20 protein-coding genes are annotated in these 21690 nt (G+C 42.6%); 16 read left to right on the top strand and 4 right to left on the bottom strand.

The features are described 5' to 3' along the window. Nucleotides 1–20 precede the first annotated feature (20 nt). The 5 genes from pbp4b (at nt 21) to E2R53_RS09740 (ending at nt 6251) form a co-directional block, all read left to right on the top strand. Nucleotides 21–1382, top strand: coding sequence for a penicillin binding protein PBP4B (gene pbp4b, locus E2R53_RS09760; RefSeq protein WP_133311577.1), 1362 nt, complete (start codon nt 21–23; stop codon nt 1380–1382). 16 nt (nt 1383–1398) lie between these two features. Further along, complete coding sequence (locus E2R53_RS09755; RefSeq protein WP_133311576.1) at nt 1399–3318, top strand: glycoside hydrolase family 3 protein; 1920 nt, start codon at nt 1399–1401, stop codon at nt 3316–3318. A 58-nt stretch (nt 3319–3376) separates the two neighbouring features. Beyond that, on the top strand, nt 3377–4585 hold the full coding sequence (locus E2R53_RS09750) for an exo-beta-N-acetylmuramidase NamZ family protein (protein ID WP_133312242.1): 1209 nt from the start codon (nt 3377–3379) through the stop codon (nt 4583–4585). Nucleotides 4586–5014: 429 nt separating this feature from the next. After that, nucleotides 5015–5368 (top strand): hypothetical protein, encoded by a 354-nt coding sequence (locus E2R53_RS09745; RefSeq protein WP_133311575.1) that lies wholly within the window; start codon nt 5015–5017, stop codon nt 5366–5368. A 274-nt stretch (nt 5369–5642) separates the two neighbouring features. Continuing rightward, nucleotides 5643–6251: a hypothetical protein gene (locus tag E2R53_RS09740; protein WP_133311574.1), complete on the top strand. Its 609-nt coding sequence runs from the start codon at nt 5643–5645 to the stop codon at nt 6249–6251. 146 nt (nt 6252–6397) lie between these two features. Here E2R53_RS09740 and E2R53_RS09735 read toward each other — a convergent pair whose 3' ends face one another. Then, nucleotides 6398–7027 (bottom strand): YitT family protein, encoded by a 630-nt coding sequence (locus E2R53_RS09735; RefSeq protein WP_133311573.1) that lies wholly within the window; start codon nt 7025–7027, stop codon nt 6398–6400. A gap of 333 nt (nt 7028–7360) precedes the next feature. On the opposite strand from E2R53_RS09735, the gene E2R53_RS09730 reads away from it, so the two are divergent. Further along, a complete protein-coding gene (locus E2R53_RS09730; RefSeq protein ID WP_133311572.1) occupies nt 7361–8224 on the top strand; it encodes an STAS domain-containing protein in 864 nt (287 codons plus the stop codon). A 39-nt stretch (nt 8225–8263) separates the two neighbouring features. Here the strand turns inward: E2R53_RS09730 and E2R53_RS09725 are convergent, their stop codons facing one another. After that, nucleotides 8264–9088 (bottom strand): glycerophosphodiester phosphodiesterase, encoded by an 825-nt coding sequence (locus tag E2R53_RS09725; protein ID WP_133311571.1) that lies wholly within the window; start codon nt 9086–9088, stop codon nt 8264–8266. A 115-nt stretch (nt 9089–9203) separates the two neighbouring features. On the opposite strand from E2R53_RS09725, the gene E2R53_RS09720 reads away from it, so the two are divergent. From E2R53_RS09720 to E2R53_RS09700, 5 genes are all read left to right on the top strand, one after another. Continuing rightward, entirely contained in the window at nt 9204–9902 is a 699-nt protein-coding gene (locus tag E2R53_RS09720) for a response regulator transcription factor (protein WP_133311570.1), read from the top strand. Then, nucleotides 9899–11257 carry a sensor histidine kinase gene (locus tag E2R53_RS09715; protein WP_133311569.1) on the top strand — a complete coding sequence of 453 codons (1359 nt, stop codon included), beginning with the start codon at nt 9899–9901 and terminating at the stop codon, nt 11255–11257. Before E2R53_RS09720 ends, E2R53_RS09715 begins: the two co-directional genes overlap by 4 nt. Before the next feature lie 204 nt (nt 11258–11461). Next, a complete protein-coding gene (locus E2R53_RS09710) occupies nt 11462–12163 on the top strand; it encodes a PepSY domain-containing protein (protein WP_133311568.1) in 702 nt (233 codons plus the stop codon). Nucleotides 12164–12333: 170 nt separating this feature from the next. After that, entirely contained in the window at nt 12334–12888 is a 555-nt protein-coding gene (locus tag E2R53_RS09705; protein WP_133311567.1) for a PepSY domain-containing protein, read from the top strand. Between the two features lie 135 nt (nt 12889–13023). Further along, complete coding sequence (locus tag E2R53_RS09700) at nt 13024–13128, top strand: YjcZ family sporulation protein (RefSeq protein WP_133311566.1); 105 nt, start codon at nt 13024–13026, stop codon at nt 13126–13128. Nucleotides 13129–13463: 335 nt separating this feature from the next. Here the strand turns inward: E2R53_RS09700 and E2R53_RS09695 are convergent, their stop codons facing one another. Continuing rightward, complete coding sequence (locus tag E2R53_RS09695; protein ID WP_133311565.1) at nt 13464–14987, bottom strand: flotillin family protein; 1524 nt, start codon at nt 14985–14987, stop codon at nt 13464–13466. 11 nt (nt 14988–14998) lie between these two features. Continuing rightward, complete coding sequence (locus tag E2R53_RS09690; RefSeq protein WP_133311564.1) at nt 14999–15529, bottom strand: hypothetical protein; 531 nt, start codon at nt 15527–15529, stop codon at nt 14999–15001. A gap of 167 nt (nt 15530–15696) precedes the next feature. On the opposite strand from E2R53_RS09690, the gene E2R53_RS09685 reads away from it, so the two are divergent. The 5 genes from E2R53_RS09685 (at nt 15697) to E2R53_RS09665 (ending at nt 21492) form a co-directional block, all read left to right on the top strand. Further along, nucleotides 15697–16797, top strand: a complete 1101-nt coding sequence (locus tag E2R53_RS09685; RefSeq protein WP_133311563.1) for a CdaR family transcriptional regulator — start codon at nt 15697–15699, stop codon at nt 16795–16797. 124 nt (nt 16798–16921) lie between these two features. Continuing rightward, on the top strand, nt 16922–18190 hold the full coding sequence (locus E2R53_RS09680; RefSeq protein WP_133311562.1) for a GntP family permease: 1269 nt from the start codon (nt 16922–16924) through the stop codon (nt 18188–18190). Nucleotides 18191–18202: 12 nt separating this feature from the next. After that, the gene (locus tag E2R53_RS09675; RefSeq protein ID WP_133311561.1) at nt 18203–19336 is read left to right on the top strand and encodes a glycerate kinase; all 1134 of its coding nucleotides are present in this window, start codon (nt 18203–18205) and stop codon (nt 19334–19336) included. A 129-nt stretch (nt 19337–19465) separates the two neighbouring features. Further along, on the top strand, nt 19466–20131 hold the full coding sequence (locus E2R53_RS09670) for a response regulator transcription factor (RefSeq protein ID WP_133311560.1): 666 nt from the start codon (nt 19466–19468) through the stop codon (nt 20129–20131). Then, the gene (locus E2R53_RS09665) at nt 20128–21492 is read left to right on the top strand and encodes a HAMP domain-containing sensor histidine kinase (RefSeq protein ID WP_133311559.1); all 1365 of its coding nucleotides are present in this window, start codon (nt 20128–20130) and stop codon (nt 21490–21492) included. Before E2R53_RS09670 ends, E2R53_RS09665 begins: the two co-directional genes overlap by 4 nt. Nucleotides 21493–21690: the final 198 nt, after the last annotated feature.

Here is a 21690-nt window from a genome sequence, read left to right as displayed (position 1 = left end):
GATTTCAAAGGGGAAACAAGATGAAAAAATGGACAAGCTGTGCACTAACTTCTGTTCTCGCTATCTCACTGCTTGCACCTTCTGCTTCTTTTGCAGAACCAAACGAAAAAGATTCACCTCAAGCACATGTTCAATATCCAGTCTTAACAAAAGCAAAAAAGCCGGAGGAAGCCGGATTTTCCTCTGAAAAGCTTGAAAAAGTCGATCAGCTGATTGAAAAAGAAGTGGCAGCAGGGTTTCCCGGAGCGGCGCTGATTGTCATAAAAGACGGGAAAATCGTGAAGAATGAAAGCTACGGCTACAAGCAAAAGTTTGATGGACATACACCGCTTAAGAAGTTTTTGAAAATGGAGAATGACACTCTTTTTGATCTCGCATCCAATACAAAGATGTATGCGGCAAATTTTGCCTTACAAAAGCTTGCGAGCGAAGGAAAGCTTGATATTCATGCAAAAGTGCAGGATTACATACCTGGTTTTAAAGACACAGAAGCAGATGTGATTAAAGGAAAAGATACAATGCGTATTATTGATGTCCTGCATCATACGGCCGGTTTTAAACCCGATCCGCAATACCATAATCCTGCGGTGTCAAAAGAGCTTTATTCACAGGAACGCGAAAAAACGATTGAAAACATCAATAAAACCCCGCTTACTTATGTGCCCGGGACACAAAATATCTACAGTGACGTTGATTATATGCTGCTTGGCACGATTGTCGAAAAAATCACGGGCCAGAAGCTTGATGACTACGTGGAAAATGAATTGTACAAGCCTTTGAAGCTGAAAAATACGGTCTTTAACCCGCTTCAAAAAGGCTTCAAACCCAAGAATATTGCGGCTACTGAACTATTAGGCAACACGCGTGACGGAGTGATTAACTTCCCGAACATCCGAACATACACGCTTCAAGGGGAAGTGCATGATGAAAAAGCATTCTATTCGATGGAGGGTGTTTCCGGTCATGCAGGTCTATTCTCTACAACAAGTGATCTCGCTGTACTTCTGCAAGTCATGCTGAACGGCGGCGGTTATGGAAATGAGAAGCTTTTTGATCAAGAAGTCATCGAAGAATTTGTTGAACCTTCAGACATGAACGGAACTTATGGTCTTGGATGGAGATTAAACGGCAACGACAGCATGGACTGGATGTTCAGCAAATATGCAAGCGACAGTGCATACGGCCATACGGGCTGGACAGGAACAGTTACGATTATTGATCCTGAACAGGATTTGGGAATCGTCCTGCTGACAAATAAAAAGCATTCGCCGCTTGTAAACCCTGCTGTTAACTCCAATCAATTTTTCGGAGATCTTTTCACAACAGGAAGCTATGGAAGTGTTGTAACGGCTATTTATGAAGCTTTAGAATCTAATCATTAATAAGGGGATGGATAAGATGGGGAAAAAGAAATGGGTTTCTGCAGCGCTCGCCGCTGTACTATCAGTTTCCGCTTTAGCAGGCATCAAACCTGCTAAAGTGTCTGCTGAAACAGATGTGAATGCCATTGTTCAGAATATGACAGTTGATGAGAAAATAGGGCAGATGCTGATGCCGGACTTCCGAAACTGGCAAAAACAAGGGGAAAGCAAGGCAGCCGGCTTTACGGTTATGAATGATGAAGTCGGCGGCATTATCCAGAAATATCACCTGGGCGGAGTCATTCTATTTGCCGAAAATGTAGTTGGAACAGAACAGACAGCACGTTTAACGGATGGTCTGCAAAAAGCGAGCCCTGAACTGCCGCTGTTTATCACGATTGATCAGGAAGGCGGAATCGTCACTCGCCTTCAAACAGGAACGAACCTGCCCGGCAATATGGCGCTTGGTGCAGCCAGAAGTGAAAAATACGCCTATCAAACTGGTGAAATCATTGGAAAAGAATTATCGTCACTTGGCGTAAATGTAAACTTTGGTCCATCTGTAGATGTAAACAATAATCCTGGAAATCCAGTGATCGGAGTGCGTTCATACAGCTCAAATCCTGAGCTTGTTTCAAAGCTTGGAATTCAGACGATTAAAGGTCTCCAAAGCCAGAACATGGCTGCAACGACTAAGCATTTCCCGGGACATGGCGATACAGCAACAGACAGTCATTACGGCCTTCCAATTGTCACACATGATAAGGAAAGATTGCGTGCAGTCGAGCTTGCTCCTTTCCAAAAAGCCATTGATGAAGGCGTAGATATGGTCATGACTGCACATGTACAGTTCCCAGCCTTTGATGATACAACGTATATCAGCAAAAAAGATGGACAGGAAATCCTTGTTCCGGCAACTCTTTCGAAAAAAGTACTCACAGGGCTTCTGCGCGAGGAAATGGGCTTTGAGGGTGTCATCGTGACAGATGCGCTGAACATGAAAGCCATCTCTGACAATTTTGGCCAGGAAGAAGCCGTTGTTTTAGCTTTGAAATCAGGGGTGGATATTGCGTTAATGCCTGCGCAGGTCAACTCGCTTGAGATGGAAAAGAATTTAGCGTCTGTTTTTAACGCAGTAAAAGAAGCTGTTGAAACGGGAGACCTTCCGATCGAGCAGGTAAATGCTTCTGTTGAAAGAATCCTTGAGCTTAAAGTGAAACGCGGAATCTTGACTCCGGACCATACACCGATCGATGAGAAAGTTGAAAATGCTCTGAACGTTGTTGGGAATGAAGATCATTTGATGAAAGAAAAGAAAATGGCTGAGGATGCCGTCACTCTTTTGAAAAATGAAGACAAAACACTTCCTTTTAAACCTAAAAAAGGTGAAAAGGTTTTAGTTCTTGCTCCTTTTGCGGATCAAGTGGAAGCAATGACAAGAAGCATCAAAGAATTAAAAGGCAAAAAGAAAGATGTTGAAGTAACTGGCTATGCGTTCTCAAGCAAAGTGTTTAATGATGAAATAGCTGCAATGATTGATGAAGCGGACTATGTGATTACAGGTTCCTACGTTGTTAAAAACGATCCAGCTGTAAATGACGGTGTGATCGATGACAGCGTACAGGATTCAAGCAAGTGGGCAACAGCATTCCCAAGAGCGGTTATGAAAGATGCTCAGGCAAAAGACAAAGACTTCGTCTTAATGAGTCTGCGCAATCCATATGATGCAGCGAATTTTGAAGAAGCAAGAGCTGTGCTTGCGGTCTACGGATTTAAAGGCTATTCAAACGGAGCGTACAGACAGCCAAATATCCCGGCCGGAATCAAAACAATCTTTGGCGATTCAAAGCCTAAAGGCAAATTGCCTGTTGATATTCCATCTGTCACACAGCCGAATGAAATTCTATATCCATTTGGCCATGGAATTGATATTCGTTCAGGAAAACAGCTTAAATAATCCGATTTGAAGGGGAGAGGTTTCATTGAAACGAATTCTTGTGCTGATCACAATCCTGATGCTTGCCCTAAGTGCTTTGCCTGCAGCAAAAGATGTTGCTGCTCATAAAGAAAAGAAAAAGAATAAAGTATCACCTGGTGTTGAAGTTCTTTTAGAAGATCAAAAAGATCTTTTAAAAGGCAAAAAAGTCGGCTTAATTACAAATCCGACTGGAATCGACTCAAAGCTTACCAGCATAGTGGATTTGCTGCACAATGATCCGGATATTGAACTGACAGCTTTATTCGGTCCGGAACATGGAGTGCGCGGAGATGCTCAAGCAGGGGCTTATGTCGAATTCTATATTGACGAAAAAACAAAACTTCCGGTATACAGCCTTTACGGACAAACAAAAAAACCAACACCAAAAATGCTAGAAAACGTGGAAGTGCTTGTCTTTGACATCCAGGACGTCGGGACACGCTACTACACATACATCTACACAATGGCTTATGCCATGGAAGCAGCTAAGGAAAACAACATTCCAATCGTTGTGCTTGACCGTCCGAATCCGCAAGGCGGACTTTCAGTTGACGGACCCGTTTTGGAGCCTGATGCCGCATCGTTCGTCGGACTCTATCCGATTCCGACAAAGCACGGCATGACCGTTGGAGAGCTTGCATCATTCTTTAACGAAAAATTTGAAATTGGAGCAGATCTGACAGTCGTGAAAATGAAAGGCTGGAAGCGCTCGATGGATTATGATGACACAGGACTCCCATTTGTCCTTCCGTCACCTAACATGCCAACTGTTTCAACAACCTTTGCTTATCCGGCAACGGGTCTGGTTGAAGGAACAAATCTATCAGAAGGCCGCGGTACAACGAAGCCATTTGAACTGATCGGCGCGCCGTTTATCAACAGCACGGACCTGGCTGCAAAACTCAACTCGCTGAGCTTGCCTGGTGTGAAATTCAGAGCAGCATCCTTTACACCGACCTTCTCAAAGCACGCTGGAAAGCTGAGTCACGGGATAGAAATCTATGTAACAGACCGAGAAGAATTTGAAGCAGTCCCAACAGGTCTTCACATCATTAAAACGGTTCATGACATGTACCCGAAAGACTTCCAATTCTTATCGAGCAACTTTTTTGATAAATTAATCGGAAACACATGGGTCAGACCGATGATTCTTGAAGGAGCATCTGTTACAGACATCATGTATAAGTACCAGAAAGAACAGGATGAATTTAAGAAGGTTCGAAAAGAGTATTTGATTTATAAGTAATAGAGTAAAAGAGGGTGAAATCATTGTGATTTCATCCTTTTTTATTGGTTGTTTTCGCATAGATTGTTGTTTTTGATGTTTATTGTGCAGTAAAACAGAATTAAATGCACGCTTTGATTCCACAATTTAGGTTTTTGCTCTGAAAAGTGGAATCAACCGCATGCTATGATTCCCCGATTTAGGTTTTTGCACCGAAAAGTGGAATCAACCTCATGCTATGAGAACAAAATTCCATAATGACAGCTGTAAAATGATTCCATAATGGTAGCTGTAAAATGGAATCAACCAATTCCTTCTATATGAGTGGTTAATTCCTTTTTTGAGGCATCATTTTGCCAAACAAATTTCTGCATAGATCTTTGATATGTAAAGAAGGAGATTCCAGTAATTTGCAGAAATTCACTTACAGGAATCTTAAGGAGGAAGTATGTGAAAAGAATTTTGATTGTCATGCTGCTGACCCTTTTTATATGTACAGGTTTCATTGGTTTAAGATTCGGCAGCGCCTTGTTTCAAGAGGAAGATTCTGCATCTATTTTACTCTCAATCATGGAGCTTGAGCTATCATATAGTGATTATGCAAAGGTTTCCGGACATAGATATGTTTCAAAAAGCACAGACAGTTCCCGATTCATAAAGGATTTTATGTCGGAAATAGGATGGACTTATAGAGATCAAGCTGGCTCAGGACTTATTTTTAAGAAGGAAGAGCGGTCTGTTGTAGTGGAGACAAGACTATTCTCCAGGCATTATATTTTGTGGGATGTTCCTAAGGATAGCTGAAAACCAGTTACTATATAAAGGAGTCATTATGAGAGCAGATTATAATAAGAGAAGGGTGCAGCAGCGTTATCGCGATAAAAAGAGGCGAAAGAAGAAAGGGATAAACATACTATTGAAACGATTGTTGTTCTTTTTATCTTTTTGCTGTTTGCGTTTTTATTTTTTCGAAATTACCTTGTTTGGTAAATGAGTTGAAAAGCAATGGTGGTTCCAGGATGTTCTGATGCTGCCGGCTTGCATAAGTTTGATCAAAAAGAACCACAGGAGGAATACAATGAAACGAATGCCATTTCAACGTCCAACAGATCATTATGATGAAAAAGTTTTACCAATTGATGAGCAGCTTTGTGAATTATTGAAATTACGAAAAGACACATCAAATAATCAACCGGGTTTTCCGCCTTTGGAGTATATCGCTGAGTGGTCTGCAAAATACGAATTATACGAGGATTTGCTCAACAGCGTGTTCGGAGCATTATGGAATGATGAACAATTTCTTCCTGTTGTCGAACCAAAAGGCTTTCGCAAGTATATCCAGGTTTTAAAATCAGTAGAGATAGGGGAAGGTTTTTATTCCATCCCATTTATTCGACAATATGAGAATGCCAGTGTTGTATGTCTGAATATTGATTGGGAGATGAACGAAGGCTGCCTGGAAGAGCGGATTCACCGGCATAGCTTTTGGAAGTTGTTTATTAGAGGCGCTTATGATTGCCGAATTAAGGGAGGCGGAGGATCGGATGGTCATCTTTCGTACAATTTCATCGTGTCACCGCCTTTGCCTGACAATCTTTCAGGTTTTGAATTCTCCTTTAAAGAGTATAAGAATCCGTTAAGGGATGAAGAGTCAGCCGGACAGGTAATACGAATCAAAATTGAATAAGAAAAATTTTATTTATTCATCATAAGGCGAACAAATCATATATAGCGGGTGACTGTTTTACTTTTGTAAAAAGGTATTAACTAAAAAAACAACAAAAAAGGAGCCAGGATCACAAAATCCTTGGCTCCTTTCTTATTAATATCATATTAAGCAGTAGCCGAAACCCGATTCTCCTCAGAATCTGCTTCCTGACTTTCCCGCTCAAGCGGAGCTTTTTTATGATATCTGCCTAGGATAGCAGTCATAACAAAGATCGCGACAGCCGAGTAGACAATTTGCAGCGGTCCGAAGACAAGGAGTGCTGAACCGACGATCATGAGGTCGGTAATGAGCATCGTTTTGCCTGGGTTAAATCCGAATTTCTTCTCAAGGAAAATGCAGAGAATGTTCATGCCGCCTAAGGATGATCCGTTTCTGAACAGGAAGATCAGTCCGATGCCGATGGAGATTCCACCAAGGATGGCTGCGATAACCGGATGCGGAAAATGGACAATGAAAGATTGCTGCAGAAATTCTGAGGTGATGGACAAGATGCTGACGCTGATAAACGTCCGAAGGGCAAAGGCGATGCCAAGCTGAGTGACAGCGAGTGCATAGAATGGCAGATTGATTACAAAAAACAGGGTTCCAAATGAATAGTTGGTCAAATGCTGTGCTACGATGCCAAGACCGGCTGTTCCGCCAATCACAAGTTCTGAGGATGATAGCAAGTGAACGCCGAGGGATACGGCAAAACAGCCAATTAGGATGCTGACCCAGCGTATTACGTTTTGCATATTTCCTGACGACTCCTTCTGTAGATGATATCCATCATTATACATGAAGAATTGAGGGATTCATTTGTTATTGAAAAATGGAAATGTTATGAAAATTAGTTAAAAACCTTTTCATTTTGTGTAATACAGAAAATAAATTTAGAAAGGGTTTTTCACAGAATACAGCCCTATGCTTTATAATTGTAATTACTAATAAAGTGTTTCTAAATCCAATGATTAAGAAATATGAATTTCTGAACGTTTTCCTGTTTATTTTTATTTCATATTGGGTAATGAATAAAGTTTGAATGAGTTGTTACAATCTAAGATTATCAGAAAGGCTGGAAAAAATAGATGTCAGAAATGCTTTTAGGTTTGAGTACTCCAATAAAAAAATATCGTAATTTTGATGAAGCTTCTGAAAGCATTCTTAAGATGATGAGTCAATTTATTGAAATCAATACATTGTTCATTGCTAAAAATGATCGTCATAAAAATGAGATTGTGAAAGTTCTCAATCAGGAATTGACGCTTTTGGAAGAAGGCTCAGAGCTTCCTTTTAAAGAAACGTTCTGTAAATTGAGCGTTGATAAGGGAAGAGAGGTACTGATCATTTCTGATTTAGCCGGCAGTAATCTGACAAAAGATCTGGATGTGACGAAAAATTTAGGCGGCGGCTGCTTTATCGGAATTCCGATTTTCTATGAAAATGGAGAGAATTACGGAACCATTTGCGGTCTTGATTCGAAGCCTTTTGCTTTTACAGACAAGCATGTCGAGCTATTTGAAACGATGGCATCCCTGCTGTCGTATGTCTTGGAGCTTGATAATGCCAACAAAGAAATTATTCATCTTTCAGCCCCGATTGTCCCGATTACAAAGGGCGTTGCAATCCTGCCGATCATTGGTGATATCAGCGAATACAGGGCTGAAAAAATCATTCATACGGCTCTTTCCTCAAGTACAGAATTATCGCTGCAATACTTGATAATCGATTTATCGGGCATTCTCCAAATGAACGACAACGTTAGTTTTCATTTGTTAAATCTAGTTCAAATGCTGAAGCTGATCGGAGTAACTCCTGCTTTGACAGGAATTCGGCCGGATTTAGCGATGAAAGCCGTGCAGCTTAATTTAGATCTGAAGGATGTCATGATAGGCGGGAATCTGGAAGAGATCCTGCATCGCATAGGCTTTACGTTAAACCGAAGTGAATAAACAATCTTTCTATCATAAAGAAAAGCATGAAGGGCCGCTTCATGCTTTTTGAGCTTTAATATAATCAGGAAAATCCGTTGTAATTCCGTCCAAATCCAGCATCATAAAAGCTTTTGCTGTTTTGCGGTCGCGAATCGTATACGGAATGATTTTCATATCGTGTTCATGAATACGCGCGATTAGTTTTTTTGTAACGAGCCGTCTGTTTGGATTCACATAGATTGCATAGGTCTTGAATTCCTCGAGCTGTGTGTTGGATATTCCTTTTGGCGTGAATTTTACAAGGACTCCGACTGGAATCGTTGGTGCGATTTCATGAAATCGTTTCATCGAATCGGTATCGAATGATTGAACAATGATGTTTGTCTGCCGATTTTCAATCAGGCCTCTGCTTGCTAAAGCATCGTAGACTTTCTGCTCAATGCCTGGATACAAGGCAGGACTTTTCAGCTCAATGAGCAGTCCGCATTTTTCAGTATAGCGGTCGAGCACCTCATCAAAGGTCGGGATTTTTTGCCCTGCAAATGAATCATGAAACCAGCTTCCGGCATCGAGTTTCCGCAGCTCATGAAATGTGAGATCGCGTACGTTGCCTTTGCCATTTGTTGTTCTTTCAACCGAGTCATCATGAATGACCATTAAACGGCCATCTTTACTTAGCTGCAGGTCAATTTCAATAAAATCAGCTTTCATTTCGATCGCTTTATCGTAGGATGCAATCGTATTTTCCGGTGCATAGCCTGAGGCCCCTCTGTGGGCAACGGTCAGCATTGAGCGTGCTGCACCCTTTTGGGACGCTGCTTTTTTAAAAAATAGAACGGCTGTCAGCATACAAATGACAATGACAATAATGATGGTTTCCATAAATATACACCTCCGGTCGGCTTGTCTTTTCATAGTACCCCAGTTTATGAATCAATGCCAACAGGAAGGATAGAATCATGATATACTGCAAGAAAAAATGGTCTGGGAGGCAGTTATGGAGAAAGCAAAAATCTTGATTGTAGAAGATGAAGTGAAGATTGCCAGAGTGCTGAAGCTGGAGCTTGAGTTTGAAGGGTATTCGGTCCGCTGCGTTCACGATGGTCTGGATGCCCTTGAACAAATTCGTTCATCTTCCTGGAATTTAATCCTCCTTGATGTGATGCTCCCTGGTTTGACAGGCATTGAGGTGCTTAGAAGGCTTCGTGCAAATGATCAGGAAACTCCTGTTATTCTTTTGACAGCACGCGATTCCATTCCTGATAAAGTGAGCGGTCTTGATCAGGGAGCAAATGATTACATAACAAAACCCTTTCAAATAGAAGAACTGCTTGCGAGAATCAGGGTTTGCCTGCGGACGGGCAAACCAGTCCGTTCAGCTGAGGAAGAAGGAATCTTGCAGGCTGCGGATCTTACTGTGAATGAAAAAACAAGAGACGTCAGGCGGGGAGCGTCAGAAATTGAGCTGACGCCTCGGGAATTTGATTTGCTTGTCTTTTTACTTAACCATAAAAATCAGGTGCTGAACCGGGAGCAGATCCTAAATGGAGTGTGGGGATATGACTATTACGGAGATACAAATGTCGTTGATGTGTATATCCGTTATTTGCGGAAAAAAGTAGACAGTGAGTTTGATTTTGCCCTGATTCACACAGCCAGAGGTGTCGGATACTCAATCAAGGAGCCCTCATCATGAAAATCAGCCATAAAATTCAGCTGTTCTCAACCGTCTGGATGCTGATTATCGTTCTTGCGATTAATGCTGCCATCTATTTTTTATTTTTAACGATGACTCAAAACAGCGAGCTTGACCGGGTAAAGCTGCAGGCTGAAGCCGTTGCAGGAGCCATAAGGCAGGATGAAAACCAGCCGGTGAACTCATCAGACCTTTTAAGAGCTTATTTGCCTGCAGACGGGATGATCCGAATTATAAACGAACAATCAAAACAGATTTTAGCTGTTTCAAAAAATGCAGATTATCAAAACATCCTGTCGCCGGAATTTCGCTCCTCTGAAAGCAGCGAAGTCGTCAAGGCTGAAGGACTTTCTTTTGCGAAGGCTGCTGTTCCGGTGATTTGGAGCACTGGGGAAGTCGTTCAGTTAGAGGTAACCGAAAGCCTTGAGAATGTGAATGAAAATTTGAATGTATTGAAAATCGTCCTGGCCATCGCTTCGCTTCTGGTATTGCTGCCTTCCTTCTTTGCAGGAAGAACGCTGAGCAGGATGATTCTAAAGCCAATCAACTCTTTAATACGAACGATGGAGGAAATTGAGAAAAAAGAAACCTTTAAAAAAATCGAAGTCAGCGGCCATTCTAAGGATGAGCTGCATCAGATGACAAATACGTTCAACAATATGATCGATCTGCTTCAGACAAATTTTGAAAAACAGCAGCAGTTCATTTCCGATGCGTCACATGAATTGAAAACGCCTTTAACGATTATTGAAAGCTATGCAAGCTTGTTGAAACGATGGGGGACAACAAAACCTGAGGTCTTGGAAGAATCTGTAGAAGCCATTTACTCTGAAGCAGTAAGAATGAAAGAAATGACTGGGCAGCTTCTTCAGCTCGCCGAAAATGATGCACGTATGCAGTTAAACTCGGAAAAAATAGATCTTTTGTCGCTTTGTCACCAGTCAGGACGAACAATTGAACAGGTCTACAACCGTCATATTGACTTTCATTTTAATCAAAAGGAGCTGTTCATCTTTGCAGACGAGCTGAAAATGAAACAGCTGCTGTTTATTTTGTTCGATAATGCAATGAAGTACAGTTCAAAGAGCATCACATGTACGGCTGAACGGGAGAATGGGAGGGTGCATCTTTCAATTGCCGATCAGGGCATTGGCATTCCGGCTGAGGATCTTCAGTATGTATTCGACCGTTTTTTCAGAGTGGATAAAGCGCGAAACAGAGCAACAGGAGGGACAGGACTTGGTCTTTCCATTGCCAGAAAAATTGTTCAGGCCCATGGAGGAGAGATTTCAATCGAAAGCACAGAGGGAAAGGGGACTGCTGTTCATCTTTTTTTGATAGATAAGGAAGGATAAAATTCTGCGCTTCGATGGCGAGCGGAATCGCTCAGGCTCCTTGGCCAGAACGGCTCCGAAAGTATTGGCAAAAAGCGCCTTTTCTGCCGAATCCTTATCTGTCATGCCTGCGCTAAAAAGGCGATTCGGCTTTTCTCATTTCTCATGAAGTTTTAATCTTGAAGAGGTAAGATGATTTCATGGGATGCATAATAGGAGGGAATCATGAACAGAAAATGGACCATCATCAGTGTGATTGTAATCATTGGCGTCATAGGAATCTTCAGTATTGCTTCTGCCAAGAAGGGTGATGTGAAGGTAACAGAAGCAGAAGCCCGAAATCTAGTAGAAGCGCACTATACGGGAACAATTAAAGAAATGGTGTTAACTAAATTAGATGGAAGAGAAGTCTATCAGGTGGAGCTTGAAGAAAAGAAGGGACTATATACGCTCGAAGTAGAAGCCGCAACTGGCAGCATTCAGAACCTGAAGCAGGTAAAGAAAGCAGATCTTGAAAGTGAGAAAGAACCGGCACTGTCACAAGCAGAAGCGAAAAAGCTTGCAGAGGAAACCTACAGCGGGAACGTTCAGACTATGACTTTACAGGGAAAAACCTACAGCATCACATTGCTGACAAAAACAGAAGAAATTAAAGTAGAAATGAATGCTGACAGCGGTGAGATTACGTCAGAGGATAAAAGCAGCATTGAAAAAACCAAACAGCCTGTCAAATTGACAGAAGAACAAGCGAAAAAAATCGCGTTGGCTGAAGTGAAAGGGAAAATAGAAGATATTGATTTAGAAGAAGAGGATGGCAGTGTTTTTTATGAAGTCGAAATTGAATCAGGACAGCAGGAAGCAACCATCCAAATTGACGCGTTTACAGGTATAATTTTATCTGTAGCCATTGAAAATGAAGAAGACTGAAAACATCTTTTGATTGTATCAGAAGGTGTTTTTTTATTGTGAGAGGATAGATAGGCCCAAATGATATGCTTTTCATGATTTTCTCATCGTTTTCTAATGTTTCTATCTCTCTATTATCATTTTAGAGGTCTAAGATAAGGGTGCAAGAGAAAAACAAGGAGGATTAAAACATGAAATTAACAACAGCATTATTAACAGGAGCACTTGTCATTGGCGGAATTGGGGCAGGATCACAATTTATCGGACCGAATGACCGTGCCCAGGCAGAGAAAAAGGCAGCAGAGCAAGATCTGAAAATCAGCTACGAGAAGGCGAAAGAAATCGTCCTGAACGAACAAAAAGGCAGCATTTCAGAAATGGAGCTAGAGCGCGAATCAGGTGTCTGGTTATATGACATTGAAGTGAAGTCAGGCGGAAAAGACTATGATTTTCACGTAAATGCGGACTCAGGCGAAATCACGAAAAAGAAACAGGACGATAATCAGGATGATGACAGCGATGATTCAAATGTAGATTCTAAACAGATAAAAATCAGTTTGGAGGAAGCAGGGAAAATCGCATTAAAAGAGGCAAAAGGAACGGTTGAAGAAGCTGAGCTTGAGAATGAAGACGGAAAAGCAGTCTACAGCTTTGAGATTCAGGGTGAAAACGGCAAAGATGCAGAAGTCGAAATTTCAGCAGAAACCGGAAATGTTCTGAAAACAGAATGGGAAGACGAAGATTAATCGCATGAATCCTCAAATGTACTTAGGGCATTTGAGGGTTTTTTAGTAAACTCCACTCTTGTCCTATATCAATAAACTATCATTTTACATATTGTGATAAGGAAAGTGACTAAGAGGTGAAATGGAGGAAGAGAAATGTCTGATGGAAGAAACAACAATGGCTTCGCGCTAGTGGTCGTATTATTTATTCTATTAATCATCGTAGGAGCTTCATTCTACGGCGGCAACGGCGGATACTAATCATAGCCGGGAGCTTCTGATGAAAATCAGGGGCTCCTTTTTTACATATTATGCATTAGGGAGTTTGCTGATTTTCGACAAAATTTACGCGTCTTGGACAAACACACATGCGAACAAATAGAAGGATGAATAGTATGTCTTATGAGGAAGATGCTTATCTCATAATCCTCATATTTGTAAGACACCTCTTCCTGCTTGCGCATGCTGAAAACAGCATGCCATCTTTTTTTGTCTAAAAACGATGCAGACATGATGTTTATAGACATTCCCATTTGATTAAATCATTTTCCCTGCAAAGTAAAAACGCTTGGATGGTTTCCAAGCGTCTTGAAGGTCTATTCTTTTGGATCTGTCGCTTTCTTTTGATTTAATGAAAGCTGATCGATGCTTTGCTTAATATTGCCTTTGCCGGAATAATTTTCAATCAGCTCTTTTATGTCAATGCCTGAGGATGCCTTCAGACTCTCCTGAAGGGAGCTCATCAGGTTAGTCGCATAGCTGGTGACTTTATTGGCGCCGCTGTTTTCCCCGCTGCCGCCGGTATCGACGACTGTAATTTTATCAATGTTGGAAAGCGGAGCTGCAACTTGCTTTGCGTATTCAGGCAGCATTTTCACGATCATATCCAAAATCGCAGCCTGGCCGTATTGTTCGAATGCTTCGGCAATTTTTTCTTTGGCAACAGCCTCAGCTATCCCTTTCAGGCGGATGACTTCCGCTTCTGTTTCCCCTTGTGCGCGCTGTGCTTCGGCTTTTGCTAATCCGTCCATGCGGATTCGTTCAGCTTCCGCCCGCGCCAGTGCTTCAATTCGATATTGATTTGCATCGGCATCTGCAAGCTGTTTTGCTTTTTCAGCAGCTGCGGCCTGTTCAACGGAGTAGCGGTCTGCATCTGCTTTTTTCTTCACTTCAGAATCATACTGAAGTTCGCGGCGCCGAATTTCTCTTTCTTCAAGTTCAATTTGTTTTTGACGCTCGATGATTTTAACCTGCATTTCCTGTTCGGTAACATGCTGCCTTGCTTTAGCTGTTTCAAGGTCATAAGCCTGATCGGCGTTTGCTTTTGCCGTATCCTGATCTCTTCGGTACTCAGCCATTTTCAGCTGATTCAGCTTCTCCGCCTCAGCAATTTCCGTTGCACGCTCAAGCTCTGATTTCTTCGCTTCTTTTGATGCTTGTGCCCGTTTAATGCGGGTTTCTTTTTCAGCTTCAGCTGTTGCAATGTCAGCATCGCGCTTGACCTGCGCAATTCTAGGTTTTCCTAAAGAGTCTAGATAACCATTCTTATCACGGACATCTTTAATGGTGAAGGATACAATGACAAGCCCCATTTTCGCCAGATCCTGAGAGGCCACGCGCTGTACTTCCTGAGAGAACTTTTCACGGTTTTTATAGATTTCCTCAACGGTCATTGAGCCGAGAATCGAGCGGAGGTGGCCTTCTAGAACCTCACGCGCTTCCTGCTCGCGGTCTGTTTTTGATTTCCCGAGAAATTGTTCAGCAGCTGTAGCAATCTCTCCGATGGAACCGCCGATTTTAATGATCGCCGTTCCATCTGCCATGACAGGAACTCCCTGCTCGGTGTAGACTTCAGGCGTCGATACATCAAGTTTGCTTGAAAGCAGGCTGAGCGGTTCTGCTTGCTGAAAGACAGGCAGCACGAACGTTCCGCCGCCGCGGACAATTTTGATCTTGTTGCTGTTTTCATCTGTATGGACGTTTTTGGCGCCAAGATAGCTTCCCGTTACAATAAGTGCCTCATCTGGCCCTGCTGTCCGGTATTTCGTGACAAATACGGCGATTAAAGCAATAAGAATGAAAAAGACAATACATAAAACAATGATAATTGGCATGGTCATAATGTGTCCCCCTAAAGTGTGTCTTCAAATGGCTGGTACGATGTGACGAATGCGATGCTGTTTTTGCTTTCAATGACTAAAATCTTTGTTCCGCTTGGGATCGGGGTATTATCAAAGCTTGCGGCTGTTTTAGAGATCGAGCCGACACTGCTAGAGAGCAGCACTTCACCGAATCCGTCAACCGGGATGGATATAATCACATGGCCGACACGGCCTTTAAGCTCTGATTCATGATAAGAAAGGGATTCCTCTGCTGAAGAAAGCGGAACGAATACAAAGATGTGAAGCAGAGTAACTAGAATTGCTGAACTGATGATGGAAATGAGTACAGTAAGAAACATTGAAAACAGGGCGGTCATCTCAAGAATGTATCCGCATGCAAAAAAGAATGTCATAAATGCGAGGACAAGCGTCGGACTTAAAAACGGAATACCTTCGGTGATGCCTTCTATGGCGTCTCCAAAAAAGACAAACAGCAAGGTCAAGCTTCCGGCAATAATCAGTCCGATTAAATAAATGGTTTCAATCGGGTAACCAAACAAGTTATCACCCTCTCTCTTTCTTTTTTGGAAAAATCTCCTTTCTTTGGGTCCCACTTACTTATACGACTTAATAGGCGGAAAGTTTCATCTTTTTGGAAAAATTGAATAATTGCCATTTGTTCTTTGAATGATAGAATTTAAGAAAACGATCAGCAGGTGAAACTGGAATGAATGAAAAACTCGCAAAAGAGATTGTAGCAAGAACGATGTCCATTATTCCTTACAATGTCAATGTCATGGACAAGGATGGAATCTTAATCGGCTCCGGTGATCATGCACGGCTTGGGGATGAACATCACGGAGCACTGAAGGTTTTGCAGACAGGTGAAAAAGTTGTTTTTACAGAGCAGGACAGCAGAAATTATCCGCGAACGAAGCAGGGAGTCAATTTGCCGATTTTTTTTCATCAGGAGTTAATCGGCGTGATCGGCATCACAGGTGATCCATCAGTTGTCGCTCCGTTTGGAGAGCTTGTCAAAATGGCGGCTGAGCTTACAATAGAACAAGCTTATTTATCTGATCAAATGCGGTGGAATGAAGCATTAAAGCAAGAAACGCTCATTCAGCTCCTAAAAGGCGGTGATCAGCAGACAGCTGAGTTTAAAGAACGGGCAGTACGCCTGAATCTGAACATTTCCGCCAAAAGACAGGCTGCTCTTTTTCGCCTTCCTGAAGAAATTCCCCTAAAGAAGAGGCAGCTCTTTATGAGAGAATTGGAGCTTAAAGCCGGAAAAAATGATTTAATCGTAACAACTTCTGCTGCAGAGATTGTCTGGCTGGTAGAAAGCAAAGCTGTTCAGTCATCTGTTATTCCGGATAAAATGAATGAAATGCTGTTAAGAATGGATTTTGGTATTTACGGTGCCCTTGGTTATCAATACGAAGGATTTTTTGGTGTATCACTTTCTTATGAGAGTGCAAAAGAAACCCTGGATGCTGCAAGAAAACACTGTGCTGAGGGTTATTTTTACACATATACAGATTTGGCGCTTCCCGTTCTGCTCCGAAATAAGAAAGACGAAACGAAACATGAGCTATTTAATCATACGATGAACAAATTTCTGCGTTCAGACCGAAATGGAGAGCTGCTGCATACCTTAAGAGCATTCATTCAGTTTGACGGAGACATGAATAAAACAGCTGAAGAGCTGTTTATCCATAGAAACACTCTCAGATACCGGCTTGATAAAATAGAAGAAATAACATCCTATAATCCCCGGAAGACGCTGGATTTGATGACCCTTTATGCGGCAATAATGGTGACTTAAGCTGTGCATTTGCACAATTAAGTCCGATTATTGCCTTCTTTTTTTGTCATCTGTGACAATGATTCCTTATTAGTAAGCGGTTACAATGATAATAATTGAATTACTCAAAAAGGGGGAATCACCAATGGATATTCAAGTAAGCGCTTTCGGTGCAGTGTGTGCACTGATTGTTGCAATCGTTCTCATCTTAAAGAAAGTTCCTCCAGCATACGGCATGATGGCTGGCGCGCTGGCAGGCGGCCTTCTTGGGGGAGTCAACCTGACGGAAACCGTAGAATTAATGATCACCGGCGCAAAGGATATCACGCCGGCTGTTCTAAGAATTTTAGCTGCAGGCGTTCTTGCAGGCGTGCTGATTGAGTCAGGTTCTGCCTCAGTGATCGCAGATACAATCATAAATAAAATAGGTGAAAAGCGCTCACTGCTTGCCCTCGTAATAGCAACGATGCTTTTAACAATGGTTGGTGTCTTTATAGATGTGGCTGTAATTACCGTTGCACCGATCGCTCTAGCAATTGCACAAAGAGCCAAGCTCTCTAAGCCGGCGATTTTGCTTGCGATGATCGGGGGAGGGAAAGCAGGAAATATCATGTCTCCAAATCCAAATACGATTGCGGCAGCAGATGCATTTGACGTGCCGCTTACATCCGTGATGGCAGCTGGCATCATTCCTGCTGTTTTTGGTGTCATTGTCACATATATTTTGGCTAAAAGAATGGTATTAAAAGGTGAACAGGTAAAAGCTGAAGAAATTTCGTCTCAGGATGACGGCCAACTGCCTTCTTTTGCAGCGGCAATCAGCGGTCCGCTTGCGGCCATCCTATTGCTTGCATTAAGACCGATTTTTGATATTGCGGTCGATCCGATTATCGCTTTGCCTCTTGGGGGCGTGATTGGAGCAATCGCGACAAAGAACGTTATCCGTTTAACCGATTTTGCCACTTCAGGGCTTTTGAAAATGTCTGGTGTTGCGATCATGCTTATCGGAACAGGGACGCTTGCAGGTATTATTGCGAATTCAGGTCTTAAGGATGTTATTGTAGCAGGTTTGAACGCTTCCGGACTGCCGGCATTTATTCTGGCTCCGGCATCAGGAATTTTCATGTCAATGGCTACTGCTTCGACAACAGCGGGCACAGCAGTAGCAAGCAGTGTATTTGCTCCAACAATCATGGAAATCGGGATTTCCGGTCTTGCGGGAGCAGCTATGGTGCATGCGGGTGCTACAGTGCTTGACCATCTTCCCCACGGGAGCTTCTTTCACGCAACAGGAGGAAGTGTTTTTATGGGAATGAAAGAAAGAATGAAGCTGATTCCCTATGAATCTCTGGTCGGATTCACACTGGCGGTCATCTCTGCCTTAATATTTGGCGTATTAAAACTGTTCGGATAGGAGCTGAAAGAGTTGAAGATTGTGATAGCACCAGATTCATTTAAAGAAAGCATGACGGCGCTCGAAGTATGTGAAGCGATAGAGCGCGGATTAAGACGGTCCTTACCTGAAGTTCAGACGGTGAAAATTCCAATGGCCGATGGCGGAGAAGGGACAGTACAGGCATTGGTGGATGCGACAGGCGGAACGTTTACCTCCCTTACCGTGACAGGTCCTCTAGGAATTCCTGTTGAAGCTGGATACGGCTGGCTTGGAGAGCGGAAGACAGCTGTCATTGAAATGGCGGCTGCTTCAGGGCTTCATCTAGTGCCGCCCGAAAGAAGGAATCCGTTATTGACGACAACTGCAGGTACTGGCGAGCTTATAAAAGATGCCGTGCAAAAAGGCGCAAAGCATTTGATTATCGGCATTGGGGGAAGTGCCACGAATGACGGCGGCATGGGCATGGCTCAGGCACTAGGAGTGAAATTCCTTGATGCAGAGGGGGCAGACTTGCCGTATGGCGGAGGCGCCTTATCAAAGCTTGCAAAAATTGATATTTCAGGAATGCTGAAAGAATTATCAGGTGTAGCCATTGATGTAGCCTGTGATGTCGATAATCCATTGACAGGGCCAAACGGTGCGTCTGCCATATTCGGTCCCCAAAAAGGAGCAACAGATGAAACAGTTGCTGTACTGGATCAGAACCTCTCACATTATGCTTCTCTCATTCTGAAAGAAACGGGCATGGATGTTGAAAAAAGAGAAGGATCCGGTGCAGCAGGAGGACTGGGAGCGGGGCTGCTTGCCTTTTTGAATGCGAATCTAAAGCGCGGAGCCGATATTGTTATAGAAACCGTACAGCTTGAAAAACACATGTCGGAAGCTGATCTTGTCATAACTGGTGAAGGCAGAATCGACGGGCAAACCATTCACGGCAAAACGCCTGTAGGTGTATCAAGAGTTGCCAAAAAGCTGAATATCCCTGTTATTGCGATTGCAGGGTCAATCGGCGATGGGTATGAAAGCGTGCATGGCGAGGGAATCGGTTCTGTTTTTTCCATCGTCCCGGGAATTGTACCATTAGAAGAGGCGCTTGAAAAAGGTCCTCTCTATACAGAGAACCTGATGGTTAATCTTGGGCAGGTGTTAAAACTGAAAAAATAGTAAAAAACCGGTTTTTGACCGGTTTTTCTCTTTGTTAAGAAAAAGAAACTGCAAATATGATTATTTTTCAATCTCTCTTTTCAGAACCATCCATATTTTGTAACATATATGGTGAGGAGATGAAATCACGTGAAGATCTTATACATAGAAGATGATCTGGAAATTGGCAGCTGGGTGAAAAATGAGCTCCTGGAAAAGGGATATTCTGTTGAATGGCTAACTTCGGGGCTGTCACTGCTTGAGGATAAAAGGTTTGATCTGCTCATTTTGGATGTCATGCTTCCTGGGCTTGACGGGTTTTCTTTAGGAAGAAGATTTAAAAAGAAAAATCCGGATACGCCGATCCTGATGCTGTCTGCAAGAACTTCGATCGATGACAAGCTTGAGGGGCTTGAGTTCGCAGACGATTATATGACAAAGCCGTTTCACCCCAAGGAACTTGTTAAAAGGGTTGAGGTGCAGCTTAGAAGGTATCAAAAGCATACATCAGGAAAAATGATGCTCAAACACCTTGAAATTGATCAGGCAAGCCGAACCATTCTGAATGGTGAGAACGGGAAAGAAATCAGTTTAACAGGGAAGCAATATCATATTTTCACCTGTTTTCTGCAGCATTTAAATCAAATCCTGACGAAAGAACAGCTGTATGAGCATGTTTGGGGTGAGCCGTTTTTAGACGGAGATAAGACACTGATGGTGCATATCCGGTATTTGCGTGAAAAAATCGAAAAGAATCCTTCTGAACCTGAAATCATTGAAACAGTCAGGGGAGTCGGATACAGGGTGAGAGGATGAATTGGCGCAAATCGCTGCAGTTCAAATACCTTTCTATCATTCTTGCAGCTGTTCTCTTTATTCCCGTTTCTTTTGCCATGGCATCCACGCTTGTTTATATACCAGGGGTTTTTATGCAGGTTGAAAAAGAAGCGCAGCATCCTTATGACGGCTACAATGAACTCACTGAGATGTGGCATGATGAAGCTCTGAAGCTTGAAGGATCCGATGATCAGGAAATTGCTTCCAAATTGGAAGCTATGCATGAAAAATATCGGGGCTCAGAGCTTTTTTGGGTCGATAAAGAAGGGAAAACCCGAGATCGTTTCTCCTATAAGGATGAGCTTCCGCAAATATGGACGGCAAGTTATACGATTTCCTTTATGAAAAACAGCTTTGATGCGGACCCTTTCACGGTGGTAGCTTTTATTGGAGAGGATCAAGATAATGGATTCATGGTCATACGAGTGGAACGGTTAATGCTTGAGCCGCCGATTCAAAGACTGGGAGACGGCTATGATGCCGTTTATTTTGCTGTGCTCGCTGCGATGATGATTCTTTTCCTTTTCCTGTCGTGGCTGTTTTTTAAACGTCTTCATAAACGCCTTCTCCGTCTGAAAGAAGCTATGCAGAAAAATGATCATTCAGGGCTTCCTCTTCCTGTTTCTCTATCAAATAAGGATGAAATCGGGGAGCTTGAAGAAAGCTTTAATCACATGATTAAAGCACTCGAGGAAAGCAGAGAACGAGAGAAGAAAGAAGAGAAAATCCGCAAAGATTTAATGGCAAGTCTCTCTCATGATCTGAGAACGCCGCTGACCACGATGCGTGCACATCTATTTAGTTTGAAAAAAGATGCTGTAACGGAGGCAGGCTTGCAGGCGGCGCAGGCGATCGATGAAAAAATTGATTTTATCAGCTCCCTGATTGATAATCTATTTTCTTATACGCTTCTTTCAACAGGAAAGTATCATTTTCATCCGCAAGAAATCAATCTAAGCCGGTTTGTCCGGAAAAAAGCGGCTGAGTGGTATCCTGTTTTTGAAGAAAACGATTTTGTGGCAGAAATTGATCTTGAGCCGGATCATATTATGTGGTTTGCAGATCCTGAATGGCTTGAGAGAATCCTTGATAACCTTCTGCAGAATATCATTCGTCATGCAGAGGAAGGCAAATATGTCGGCATAGCTGTTCGCGAAACTGCTGATGGTCAGGAAATTCTGATTCGTGACAGGGGACAGGGAGTTAAGCAGAACAGCGGGAAAGAAGGAGCCGGCATCGGCCTTGCGATCGCCCAGATGATGACGAGGAAAATGGACCTCACATTCAGGATGGATTCAGATAGCAGCGGAACGATTGTCTCCATCGTAAAAGAAAAATGAGCGCCTGAATTTCAGGCTTTTTTTTGTGGACTTGGATTGTGTGTCCGGTCTCTAAAAAACCCTACCTGGAAAACAATTGAGCTTGTTGGGGAAAATAAAGCCGAGTACCGCTGATTGGCGTTTTTTATAATTGGCGAAGCTTCAAAAACGAACAAAATGATCAGGTCAATACAAATTGAGCACCTCAAATAAAGAACA

It is taken from the genome of Peribacillus frigoritolerans, assembly GCF_004358755.1.
In the GTDB taxonomy this organism is placed as follows: domain Bacteria; phylum Bacillota; class Bacilli; order Bacillales; family Bacillaceae; genus Bacillus_P.
Note: the sequence above shows the minus strand (reverse complement) of the source record. Positions and strands in the feature narration are given on the sequence as shown.